9 protein-coding genes are annotated in these 12,368 nt (G+C 46.5%); 1 reads left to right on the top strand and 8 read right to left on the bottom strand.

The annotated features are described in order from the left end of the window. Window positions 1-18 precede the first annotated feature (18 nt). The 4 genes from miaA to mutS are packed head-to-tail and all read right to left on the bottom strand — an operon-like array spanning window position 19 to window position 6,582. The gene (gene miaA / locus MKX41_RS10505) at window positions 19-978 is read right to left on the bottom strand and encodes a tRNA (adenosine(37)-N6)-dimethylallyltransferase MiaA (protein ID WP_340974876.1); all 960 of its coding nucleotides are present in this window, start codon (window positions 976-978) and stop codon (window positions 19-21) included. A 10-nt stretch (window positions 979-988) separates the two neighbouring features. Then, window positions 989-1,768: a class I SAM-dependent methyltransferase gene (locus MKX41_RS10510; protein ID WP_076298773.1), complete on the bottom strand. Its 780-nt coding sequence runs from the start codon at window positions 1,766-1,768 to the stop codon at window positions 989-991. Between the two features lie 42 nt (window positions 1,769-1,810). Next, window positions 1,811-3,796, bottom strand: coding sequence for a DNA mismatch repair endonuclease MutL (mutL, locus tag MKX41_RS10515; RefSeq protein ID WP_081951145.1), 1,986 nt, complete (start codon window positions 3,794-3,796; stop codon window positions 1,811-1,813). A gap of 32 nt (window positions 3,797-3,828) precedes the next feature. Beyond that, the gene (gene mutS, locus MKX41_RS10520) at window positions 3,829-6,582 is read right to left on the bottom strand and encodes a DNA mismatch repair protein MutS (RefSeq protein WP_340970224.1); all 2,754 of its coding nucleotides are present in this window, start codon (window positions 6,580-6,582) and stop codon (window positions 3,829-3,831) included. 275 nt (window positions 6,583-6,857) lie between these two features. Here mutS and MKX41_RS10525 point away from each other — a divergent pair, with 275 nt between their 5' ends. After that, window positions 6,858-7,655 carry a GNAT family N-acetyltransferase gene (locus MKX41_RS10525; RefSeq protein WP_340970226.1) on the top strand — a complete coding sequence of 266 codons (798 nt, stop codon included), beginning with the start codon at window positions 6,858-6,860 and terminating at the stop codon, window positions 7,653-7,655. A 114-nt stretch (window positions 7,656-7,769) separates the two neighbouring features. Here MKX41_RS10525 and MKX41_RS10530 read toward each other — a convergent pair whose 3' ends face one another. The 4 genes from MKX41_RS10530 to MKX41_RS10545 form a co-directional block, all read right to left on the bottom strand. Then, window positions 7,770-8,663, bottom strand: a complete 894-nt coding sequence (locus MKX41_RS10530) for a putative amidoligase domain-containing protein (RefSeq protein ID WP_340970229.1) — start codon at window positions 8,661-8,663, stop codon at window positions 7,770-7,772. A gap of 707 nt (window positions 8,664-9,370) precedes the next feature. After that, entirely contained in the window at window positions 9,371-9,928 is a 558-nt protein-coding gene (locus tag MKX41_RS10535) for an outer spore coat protein CotE (protein WP_036687755.1), read from the bottom strand. 225 nt (window positions 9,929-10,153) lie between these two features. Beyond that, complete coding sequence (locus MKX41_RS10540) at window positions 10,154-11,176, bottom strand: HD-GYP domain-containing protein (RefSeq protein ID WP_052404322.1); 1,023 nt, start codon at window positions 11,174-11,176, stop codon at window positions 10,154-10,156. A gap of 165 nt (window positions 11,177-11,341) precedes the next feature. Continuing rightward, entirely contained in the window at window positions 11,342-12,328 is a 987-nt protein-coding gene (locus MKX41_RS10545; RefSeq protein ID WP_042188904.1) for an aromatic acid exporter family protein, read from the bottom strand. Window positions 12,329-12,368 lie beyond the last annotated feature (40 nt).

Here is a 12,368-nt window from a genome sequence, read left to right on the forward strand (position 1 = left end):
TGACGTACCCCCAATGGTTCAATTATATTGTTCAGAAGTATATTCAAGACCTGAGAGAAACTTTCCTGCTATTATAGCACGTATTTTCGAGAAATTCTCAGAAAAGTTTTGCTCACCTTCGACATCGATCCACTCGATTTCCTTCATGTGGCGAAACCATGACAACTGTCTTTTGGCGAATCGGCGAGTATCGCGTTTAAGCAGTATCACAGCTTCCTCAAGCGTCAGTTCCCCTGCGAGGTAAGCGGCAATTTCCTTGTAGCCCAGTCCCTGCATGGACACAAGGCTTCTGCTGTAGCCGTTTTCCAGCAGTCCCTTCACCTCAGCAACAAGACCATCCGCAAGCATGCTATCAATTCGGTCCTCAATACGTTTATATAGTATTTTCCGGTCCATTGTCAAACCGATAAGGCATAAGTCATAGGGCGACTCCTTCTTTTGAGCTGCATGAGAAGCAGAAAGTGTGGTGTTTGTCTGGTGATGAATTTCCAGTGCCCGTATAATTCTACGGCGGTCATTCGGATGCAATTTCGCTGCACTGACCGGATCAACGGCTTCAAGTCTGGCATGCAGTGCAAGCGCTCCATGTTCTTCTGCAAATTGATCCTGTTCTTTACGGAAAGCTTCGTCAGCCACAGCTTCAGAGAATTGAAAACCGTAACATAAGGACTCAATATAGAGACCCGTTCCCCCAACAATAAATGGAAGTTTCCCACGACTGCTTATCTCTTCGATAAGTCTGCTACCTTGTTCCTGAAATTCAGCAGCAGAATATGGGTCCTGTGGATCATGAATGTCGATTAGGTGGTGAGGAATTCCCATCATCTCAGCTGGAGTAATCTTAGCTGTACCAATATCCATACCACGATAAACCTGCATCGAATCTCCAGAAATAATCTCTGCGTTATATGCAGCCGCAAGCTCCAAACTTAACCTGGTTTTACCTACGGCTGTTGGTCCTAGTAAGACTAGAACCATATGTCTCTCTTTAGTTGTCAATGTGTATCACCCCGTACGATGTTTTGGAGTTGCTCCGGAGCAGCTCTGTAAAGCCAAGCCTTTCGAATTCGCCGCTCAGAGCCTTTTCTTTCAAAAGAACAGTTTTACGTGCAACTCTTACCGCCTCAGCCACACTCTCTAGTGATAGTGCTGCACGATTAGCAAACTGCCGCAGCGGGGAAATCGAAGCAGAACCGGTCAGCGGCACTCGGAACATAGGATCGAAGTACACAATATCTACACTGCGATCCGGTAGAGCACGTAAGTAGTCCAAGTGTTCACTATGGACGACATTAATTCTACGCAAGGCCTCATTAACCCTTACTTGCCCAGAGGTATAATGCCGCATCCCTTCATAGAGCAGTGCATACAGCGGCAATGAGCTCTCCAGAGCGGTAATCTCTGAGGACTCGCCACCATGCACAGCAAATAGCAAAGAATCAGCACCTAGACCCGCTGTGCAATCTAGTACGCTATCTCCGGGAAGCATTCGAGCAGCGACAAGCATCGGTTCTATTTCACCCTTTAGAATCCGTTTCGCACGAACAAAACCCATGCTTGGGTGAAACTCCATAGGCTCCATCCCTAATCGGTGTAAACGAACGGCTTCTTGAGAAAGAATTAGTATATCCTCATCTCCGTAGTGTTCCACCATCTTGGGTATAGAGAATTTCTCGCGTGGAGCGTATTTACAGCCCGTTCTCTCTGCGAGATTCTGAGCTCGCTCTACAATATCCATTATCGGGCTATAACCCGTAGTTATAATCATGTTGCCTCCAGTCTTGCTATAAACAAATTTCTAATCGTACAATTACATCACCCGTTTGAACAATTTCTCTAAATCATAGGATGAAAAAGAAATCACAATCGGACGCCCATGTGGACAAGTATACGGCTGTCTGCATGCTGCCAGACGTGACAACAATGCCTCGACTTCCTGTTCTGTTAGTTTCTGGTTGGCTTTGATGGAGGCTTTACACGAGCATAGAATAGACGATTTCTCTCGTAGCTTTGCTAGGTCAATCAATCGTTCACTCAAGACCCACTCCGCCATTTCTTCAACGATCGCCTTCTCCTCGCCTTCAGGAAACCAATACGGCAAAGATCGAATCAGAAAAGTCTGTCCTCCAAAATGTTCAAGGTACACTCCAGCCTGCTGAAACCAATGTAGACGTTCACTAAGTTGACGACTTTCCGAAGGCGTGAACTCAAGTGTAATTGGCAAAAGCAGATCCTGAGAAGCGTCTTCAGGACGACCGAACTTCTCATAAAAAAACTCGTAATTTATGCGTTCGTGTGCCGCATGTTGATCAATGAGATACAGTCCGCCGTCATTCTGAGCGATAATATAAGTCCCATGATGCTGTCCGATATAATTTAGTTCCGGGAAGGCAGGAAGCCCAGGTTCTTCATCGACTGGCGGTGCCCATAACGCTTGGGCAGAAGGAATCTGCTTCTGCAGGGATGAAGTTTCTTGCGGGCGATACCCATTAGCATAGTTGTTGCTCACATTATTTTGACGTCCTTGTGAAGAGGAAGACTGGTATCCTGACCCGTAGGATGGAGCCGTTTCACGGGTCATCGGAGTATCAATCTGCCCCTCTTTTCTGATCTCCCTGGCGCTCTGTTCAACATTTGATGGTTGTTGTCTACTAAAGGAACTACCAGATCCCTGAGGAACTGGATCCTTGCCCACCTCAGACGGTGGGGGTGCCGGAACTGACCCTTTAGAAAAAGCAAACTGCTCCTGTATAAATGAACTGCTGCCCTTTGGCCCAATGGTTTCTTTACCGGGACGCGGTATCAAACTTTGCCCTAACAACACTTTACGAATTTCTTGTTCAACAAACGTGTAAAGCTCATTCTCCTTACTAAACCGAACCTCCAGCTTAGCTGGATGAACATTGACATCCACAAGTGAAGGATGCATGTCCAGTTCGAGCACCAGCAGTGGATAGCGATTAATCGGAAGTAAAGTATGATAAGCACGCATGATCGCTGCGTTCAGACCATTGCTGCGAATATATCGTCCTCCCACAATGGTAGTCACTGCGTTTCGATTTGAGCGTGTCCATTCCGGACGACTTATATAACCAGAAATACGATAATCCAAGTCCTCTGCCGTAATCGGCAACATAGCCTTAGCTGCGGAGGTTCCGTACACCGCTGCGATCACTTGCAGCAGATCACCATTACCAAGCGTGTGCAGCAGCTGATTGCCATTATGATGCAAGGTAAAAGAGATTCCCGGATGGGCTAACGCCATTCGATACATGGCATCCGATATATGACCAAGCTCCGTCTGGATACTCTTCATGTATTTCAGCCGTGCCGGTGTGTTAAAAAATAATTCACGCACCGCTAAATCGCTCCCACGGCCCGAAGGGGAATCTTCATTCCGAATTAAATTACCACCCTCAATATCAATCAGGCGTCCTTTGCCGTCATCGGCAGTAGCCGTTAGAAGAGAGACTTTGGATACCGCAGCAATACTGGGGAGCGCCTCACCACGGAACCCTAAGCTAGTGATCTGGAATAGATCACGCCCATTAGCGATTTTACTTGTAGCATGGCGATAAAAAGCGGTCTCGCAATCCTCAGGCTCGATCCCTGAGCCGTTATCTTTCACTCGGATGCTCTGTAAACCGCCTTCCTCCACCGAAACCTCAATCCTTGTGCTTCCTGCGTCAATAGCATTCTCAACTAGCTCCTTCACAACAGAAGCTGGTCGCTCTACAACTTCACCCGCAGCAATCTGGTTGGCAATATGCTCGTCCAATATATGAATTTTGGCCAATTTCATTCACCTCTTATTTAGGCAATCAATAATTAAAGATCCTTTGCTTTCATCTTCAGGTCGTTCAGCAGACTCATAGCCTGAAGCGGAGTCATATTCATAAGATCTGCGTTACGCACAGAAGTGATGAATTCTTTTATCGCAGGATTCTCTTGTACTTCAGTTACTACAGCCGACTGATTTGCACTACCTTTCCGATTCTTACGTGGTTCTTCCTCGCCAAAGATAGACAGTTGAACTACTTCATCTGCTATTGATGAATAGGAGTCTGCAGGAATCCCCGAAGTTTCTGCGATGACATTATCGGGTTGTTGGGTAGATGTAGTTGCGACCTCTTTTGCAGCGGCCTGACTTTCTAGTCCACCCCCATAATGAATAGAGGAACCACCTGGATGAGCCGCCTGCTCGATACTCTGAAGCAGACCGTAAGCACGATCAATGATCCCTTCAGGAAGCCCAGCTAGGCGTGCACAATAAATCCCATAGCTACTGTCTGCCGCTCCCGGAACAAGCTTACGCAGGAAGTTTACTTTATCCCCGCTCTCCTGTACGGCCATAGAGTAATTCTTAAGCCCTTTAAGACTTTCTTCTAAGTGGGCCAATTCATGAAAATGCGTCGAAACTAAAGCTTTGCAAGAAATGGTATCGTGCACATACTCAATTACCGCTTGTGCAATCGCCATGCCTTCACTCGTCGATGTTCCTCTACCAAGCTCATCTATGATAATTAAACTCCGGGCTGTTGCTTTTTCTGTCATGACCTGTATGTCGGCCATTTCTACCATAAATGTACTCTGACCTCCGATCAAATCATCAGCTGCCCCAATACGAGTAAAGATTCGATCAATTAGCGGAACTTCTGCACTGGTGGCCGGAACAAAACAGCCAATTTGAGCCATAATACAAATGAGTGCAACCTGCCGCATATAGGTACTTTTCCCAGCCATATTAGGACCAGTGATTAAAAGAATATTTCCATCTTCCTTACTTAGCGTACTTCCGTTTGCTATAAATGCCGAGTCCTTTAACACAGCCTCCACGACAGGATGACGACCACCTTCAAGTCGAAGATCGTACCCATCTGATAGAACAGGTTTTACGAAGCGATGCTCGGCACTGACGGCTGCCAGACATTGATACACATCAATCTCAGCTACCTTTTCCGCAAGATTCTGCAGTCGCGGAATTTGGCCGCTGATTCGATCACGCAGTTCAGTAAACAGGCTGTATTCCAAATCTGTCATTTTATCTTGCGCTTCAAGAATCAGTGCCTCTTTCTCTTTAAGCTCAGGTGTAACAAATCGCTCTGCATTTGCAAGCGTCTGCTTACGTTCATAACGCCCTTCCGGCAACGAAGCCAGATTGGATTTGGTGATCTCTATGAAATAACCGAAGATTTTGTTATATCCGATCTTCAGTGATTTGATGCCTGTGGCTTGCCGTTCTTTCGCTTCCAGTTCGGCGATCCAACGTTTACCATTACTACTAGCTTCCCGCAGCTCGTCCAACCTGGCATGATAACCAGAACGGATAATCCCTCCGTCTCGCACGGACACCGGCGCATCTTCAACAATTGCTCGATCTATATCCTCCCGTATCTCGGCACATTCATCCATGCTAGCACCGATCTCGCGTAGGGTTGCAGATCCCGAAGTCATACATAATTCCTTCAAAGCAGGGATTTGTGCCAATGATAGCTTTAAGGCATTCATGTCACGACCATTCGCACTACCAAAGGCAATACGACCTACCAGCCGCTCTAAGTCATAAATTTCCTTCAACGCTAAACGCAGGTCCTCTCGAACAATAAACTGGTTGTACAAATAATCAACTGCTTCTAGGCGACGTTCGATCGGAGCGCGCTGCAACAGCGGCTTATCTATTCTACGACGTAACAATCGCGCACCCATGGATGTTTCGGTACGGTCTAGTAGCCATAGAAGAGATCCTTTTTTAGAACGTTCTCGGACCGTCTCTGTTAGCTCCAGATTTCGGCGTGTGAACGGATCAAGAATCATATAATTACCTGGTTCATAAGGAGAAATTTGACTAAGTTGTCCCATTGAACGCCGTTGCGTCTCGTTTAGATAGGAGATTAGCAGCGCTAGACATTGTCCACGTTCTTTCTCCAGACGAACCCATGCGGCTTCACCGAATTGTCGACGTGCCAGCTCCTCCTCACGTTTCTCCCAAGGTGTGTACACAACAGGTTTCGCCAACAGAGGCGTTTCACTACGTAAAAGCTCCAATAACGTCGGGTCTCCGATGATCTCAGCCGGTTCATAAATGCCAATCTCATCGCGCAGCCACTCTGCACCAGATAAAACTGAAGTAACATACAATTCACCTGTAGTTAAATCACATGCAGCTAATGCCATCATCCCATCACTTTCGGTTACACAAACAAGATAATTGTTGCTTTTGTCGGCAATGATTTTTCCATCCATAACTGTTCCAGGTGTCACGACACGTACGATATCCCGTTTCACCATTCCCTTTGTGACAGAAGCATCCTCTAATTGCTCACAAATAGCGACTTTATATCCTTTTTCAATCAGGCGTTGAATATAACCCTCGGCGGCGTGATAAGGTACTCCACACATCGGGATCTTCTCTGCGCCCCCGCCTTCGCGACCTGTCAACGTAATTTCAAGCTCCTTGGAAGCCAAAATGGCATCTTCAAAGAACATTTCATAGAAATCGCCCAGTCTAAAAAATAGGAAGGCATCCTTTGCCCCTTCCTTCACTTTTAAATATTGCTCAATCATCGGCGTATATTGTGCCATGGTCAACCTCCATGCCTATTTATTGCTGTCCTCCATTATAACAGAAAATTTGCGTACACAGTCACCCTGCAACCGCATAGAAGTTCATTCTTCTCGATCCTCAGACAAAAAATCACGAAATCCGACACTATTACTGAAGCTCAATGGGTAGTACCTTTTGTTTATATTTCAAGCATCCATCGTTCATTAGAAAGAGGTGTATTCTTCTGCATTTTAATATTGTAAAATCTTAACACAGAGCGTTAGATCATAAGAAAATTAAAGGAGAATATCAAATGATACGAAGACTTACGGAGGATGATCGGGAACTTCTAATGGCATTGCTACAGAAAGAGCCTGCTCTTAATTTGTTCATCATTGGAGATGTAGAGAATTTCGGGTTTGAACAGGATTTTATGGCATTGTGGGGAGAGATAGATCCATCTGACGGCCTTATAAAAGCCGTTCTATTACGTTTCTATAGAAGCTATCTTCCTTACGCGGATGGGCCGTTTGATGTGGAAGGATTCGCTACAATCATGCGACAAGATAACGAAATTCATATGATTTCTGGTGTAACCGAAGTGGTAAAAGCCTTTGACGGAGTAATTAACTTTAAAGAAGAAAAGCAATTGTACTTTGCTGAGCTTAAGGAAATGAATACCAAAATTAAACAGTACTCTTCTTCCGTTGATAACATTAATAAAGCAACCATCCAGGATGTGGAAGCGATTTGTTCGCTTACGGATACAATAGAAGAGTTTGAAAGCAGTCGGGATGGATCGAGAACTAGCCTACGTAAAACATTGGCGACTGGCACTGGCCGTACGTATTATATGAAACGTGAAGATCAGGTGATTACAACGGCCTCAACATCAGCGGAAAATTCCATGTCAGCTATGATCGTAGGGGTTGCCACTCATCAAGCATTCAGAGAGCAAGGATTAGCTACAAGCGTAGTTGCACAGCTATGCACAGACTTACTCTCTGAAGGGAAATCTTTATGCCTCTTTTATGACAACCCTCATGCTGGGGTCATTTACAAACGACTTGGATTTCAAGATATCGGCTCTTGGAGCATCATGTACATGTAGACAAGCATAAACGCCTTCGGCGTCCTTATTAGGACGGTAAGCGTTTATGCGAGAAATATTAGATATAAGGGATATGTGAAAAACTAATACTTTCTAATATTTTGAAATATAAGCTCAAGCTTTAACTTTGCTGCACCACAGCTCACGGATATCGCGAGATTCATCCCACGTTCGTTCAGAGGCGATATACTGAAATAAAGGCTCTATGTATTGGGCGGCCTTCTCGTAGCCGCCTAGAGAGCGTAGCTGCGCCAGCAGAGGGGGTACTGCGTCGCGCAGCGGGGATTTATCGCCGTCATAGTAGGCGATATGCAGGTCTTCCCGGTCGAGCGGGCGCAACGTCAGGTCTTCATAATGGCTCACGATAAGATGAGCCAGATAGACCGCGCCTTTAGCGATGACCGGGGATACCAGGAAGCTCGGCAAAGTCCGGTACTCAAAGCCGCCATGCGGCTGAATCCGGAAATCGCCGAGCACGCCGTAACGAGGACGACGCGCTCCCGCGCGGACGTCCTCAAGCAAAAGCATCGGCAGCGCGAGATAGTTGTCGAGCGCGCGCAAGAGCGGCGCCGTCAGCGTCACGCCGCTGAAGTGCAAATGGCCGCCGAGGGCCCAGCCCGTCAGCGGCATGCCTCCCGCCCGCCAGCGCAGCGTGCGGTCGGCGATGAGCCGGTCCGCCGTAGCCGCGGCGGACATCAGCTGCGCCAGCAGCGCGCGTGGTTCCCCGCGCGGCTGGGGGCGCAGCTCGGCGACCGGGAACGCGCCGCGCGTTCCCGGAGGTCCGGCGTCGCAGCCTGCGACGCCGTCCGTGGGCAGGTACCGCGACGCAGGCACAACGCGGCCCGTGGACTCCCGGAGGATGATAAACTCCGGGTCCATGCCCATGAGCAGGCCGCTGCGGCCTGGCTGCTCCAGAGCAAGGCTCCGTTCCAGCGATAATGCTGCGGAACGATAAGGCTCTGGCAATGATTTGCCTGAACTCTGTAGTAGTGGAGTGACTCCCTCCACGACATACCTCCGGTTCCCCATTGCCCTCAGCAGGACCTCACCGCTATCCAGCCCCAAGCTGTACAAAGTCCGAACAGCAATACGCTGAAGTAATTTCATTACTCCACGCCATACTCCTGGTGCAGCCCCCATTGATTCGCTGCTATCGACTCTATCCATTCGCACAGCCCCGGCTAGCAAATCGGAGGCTGCGCGCATACCTGGGCCTGCTCCTAGTGGAGTGATCTGCAGAACGCTCAAATTATACACGAGTATGTTATAGCACTGTTTATGGGCCTTATCGGAAGGCAGAGTATCATATGTATCTTCTAAACGATTGCTTTCACCAGAGGTCTGGTTTCTCCGCAGAGATGCTTCTGAGCTCTTCATTCGCAACAGTTCCTGCTTACTAGACGAAGTAAGCGTCGCTTCAATCCCGCTCCGAAATAATCTGGACTCTCTGTGTGCTGATGACAATCCCGAATACACCTTAAACCCCTCATTCATTCTCCTGCCCCTCCATCCATCGCAGCCCAAGATTGAAAGCCCTGCAGTAGTACTTCTTGCCCATTCATACAAACCAGGTTGTTCTTAATCCACTCAGGTTCCATTTTTAATTCTAAAAATAAATAAAAAAAAGGAGGGCATTCGCCCTCTACGCCGCCGCCCTCCCTACATATAATGGACCATAACCCATCAGTACCCAGTTAACGGCGGCGTATCCTTCCTTACAGTTCATCATCCAGATTGTCAGGGTCTAGATCATCGTAATCGAAGCTATCACCTTCAAAATCATAATCCTTGTCTTCTGGATCATCGCTTTGTTCAGTGACATACACACGGACTTTGGTCTCAGCCACCAACTCCACTTCGAATTCGCGCTCTACGCGAAGTGTCACACTGCCTCCGCCTGGCGATACGCCCGCTTCTACACAGTTGGGTTCCTGCGTTGCCTCCGCAGAGACCTCAACGGTAGAAGTGCGGTGTCTCGTGTCCAGGTAGGAAAGCGGAATGAGCTCCACATAGGAGACCGTTTCTTTAGCTACCTCGGTCTGCTTGTTCTTGTCGTACGAGTACCAGATGTTTACATCGTAAGTACCAATTACTTCGATTCCGTTCCCGGCGGCAACCGCTTCGTACTGGTGGTTGATAATCCAAGCCCCCAGAATACTAGTCGGGTGATGTGGCGGAGTCACGGTATGGGTTGCTGTAGAGAACTTACGACCTTTGCCGCAAATTGCCTTCGTAATGATCTCCCTTGTTTGACGTTTATGGCTTAATGACATCTTTAAACCTCCTCCATACAATCATTCACTATCAAGTGTATGCAGGTTCTAGGCATTTGTTGATTGTTAGTCTATAAATAAATTTGAGTAAGCCCTCCAGAGGGTCTTATCAGAAGATTTATAGTTCATTTTATTTCAAAATTTGTACAGATATGAGTAGATTATAAAAATGGTCCAGCCTGATACATATCCATTCTGAACGTTAAAAAAACCTTATAAAGCCCGCTATTGCGGGATTACGCGCATAATACCAATAGATCTATGTTTGCTCAGGTCAATAAAATCGTCATCAATATTCACGAGGGGACGCAGTGGATCAGTAGCAAGAATCATAATGATTTTTCCTGTCCGTCCATCTGTCAATTCCACTTCATTCCCTATCATTGACTGCATTAACTTATTAATAAAGACTCTACAAATATAAGGGTCAAGCTTGCCAAATACGTTTTCCTCCATCTGAAGCAACACTTCATAAAGAGGTGAAGCTTTACGATAAAACCGGTCGGATGTCATCGCATGGAACACGTCTGCTACTGCAACAATTTTACTGAAATCAGTGATCCGATTCCCAAGTACACCGAATGGATAACCACTGCCGTCCATTCTTTCATGATGCTGCAGGGCGACGAGCGCTTGCAAATGATTGGTTCCAATAGTGTCCCGGATCATCTCATAACCATAGGTCGTATGCTTTTTCATAAGCTGATACTCCTCTGCGGTCAACGGGCCCGGCCGGGTTAATAATTCATCCGGAATCCTCATTTTTCCGATATCATGAAGGGTCGCTGCGATCGTCAGCATACTCAAATCCTCAGGCTTTAATTTTAGCCATTTCCCTAGCAATGTAGATAAAATACCAACCGCTACATTATGTCTGTATGTATAATCATCCTTGGACTGCAATGCAGCCAATACGCCGTAGAAGTCATTCTTTTCACTTACCTGCTGAATAAACGGAATGACTTCATTTCTAACTTCAAGCATAGGAATTCGTTTGTTTTTGTTATGACGAAGCTGTTCAAAAATATTTTCTATCGCAGCTGTGCAATCATCGATTGCAAGTTGGAAAAATTCCGCGCTATCCAGCTGTACGACGTCATGAGATTCTAGGGTGATCTTATGTTGATTGATTAATCGTATATGCTCAGCACTTAATAAAGTCAATGCGGGTAAAACAAATACTCCTTTGTCATTAAAAAGGTTAGCTATAAGCTGTTTTCCTATAAATGATTCCATAACTTTGTCCATACGCCTCACCTGCCAATGCGGAAAATTCGACTACCGAACTTCCTGCTATTATTTGAACTCACCATAAAATCGTTAATCATATCCTGTGATCAACTTTTAGCTCATACATATCTTATCGTGATTTTGACAGAGATAGTTAATACTTCAGTTTATTAAAGCCTCAATTTAAGCCTTATTTCGAATCTTCAAACGTTTCTCCGGCTTGTAACTGACCGGGATTTTATGCCGCTTAGCGATCTTTAAATAAAGTGCCAGTTCCCTGCATAACTGAAGAATAGCTGAGCGCACTTCAAATTCCTCACGTGTCTCTGGCAGATCCATTTCTTCGAATTCTCTTGTTAGCTCGTCCAGTAAATGTTCAGTTCGTCCAGTATATTCTTCCGCAAGCACATCCCCGCTAAGCTGGTCAAATAACTCAGCAACCATCTCCCCATGCGGTAAATGGCGGTACACTTGAGAAAGCAGCTGCATCATACTTTGAATCGATTCCAGTTGCTCCTTCCGCATGTAGAAATAAACATTCCATGCTTCATCAGGATGAATAACATGATTCTCCATCTCACGGGTAGCTGCCGTTAATCCCCGCTGCACTGTATTATCTGCGTCAATTAATTCTTTGCCGTCCCAAATATACGCAGGATCTCGAAGCGTTCGGGCCATCTGTGTAAAAATAACCGAAAAATAGCGATCCACTTCCTTACGGATCCCATAAATGACCCCACCAGTCTGAGGCATGTAAATCAAGTTTACCAGCCCTGCTGAACCGAGCCCAATAGCCAGAAGCTCTATTTGCTGCAACAGGACATGGAGCGATAGTTCAGCTTGTCCAAACACGCGAAACACGATAACCGAGCTGGTGACAATTCCTTCTTTGTAGCCAGACTTTACAATCATCGGAAAGCCCACGAGTACATACAGCCCGAGCACCCAGTAATGGAACCCTAGAAGCCAGAATAGGATGCAGCCAAAAAAGAGTCCCACGAGCGAGGCTAAAAAACGAGCCGTTATCGTTCGGAAACTCCTTTTCAAAGTAACCTCTACACCCAAAATTGCCAGCAAGCCTGCACTCTGCGCATTAGGTATACCCACTGCAGACGCAACTAGTACGGATAATAACGTAGCTGCTGCTGTTTTTATCACACGAAATCCCATAGCCTTATCTCTCCTTACAAGCACTAACCCAATAAATAGG

This window comes from Paenibacillus sp. FSL R5-0475 (genome assembly GCF_038004585.1).
Classification (GTDB): Bacteria; Bacillota; Bacilli; order Paenibacillales; family Paenibacillaceae; genus Paenibacillus_AQ.

Coding starts and splice junctions, on each gene's coding strand:
- miaA (WP_340974876.1), bottom strand. CDS start 978: ATGGTTCTAGTCTTACTAGGACCAACAGCCGTAGGTAAAACCAGGTTA.
- mutS (WP_340970224.1), bottom strand. CDS start 6,582: ATGGCACAATATACGCCGATGATTGAGCAATATTTAAAAGTGAAGGAA.
- MKX41_RS10510 (WP_076298773.1), bottom strand. CDS start 1,768: ATGATTATAACTACGGGTTATAGCCCGATAATGGATATTGTAGAGCGA.
- MKX41_RS10525 (WP_340970226.1), top strand. CDS start 6,858: ATGATACGAAGACTTACGGAGGATGATCGGGAACTTCTAATGGCATTG.
- MKX41_RS10540 (WP_052404322.1), bottom strand. CDS start 11,176: ATGGACAAAGTTATGGAATCATTTATAGGAAAACAGCTTATAGCTAAC.
- MKX41_RS10535 (WP_036687755.1), bottom strand. CDS start 9,928: ATGTCATTAAGCCATAAACGTCAAACAAGGGAGATCATTACGAAGGCA.
- MKX41_RS10545 (WP_042188904.1), bottom strand. CDS start 12,328: ATGGGATTTCGTGTGATAAAAACAGCAGCAGCTACGTTATTATCCGTA.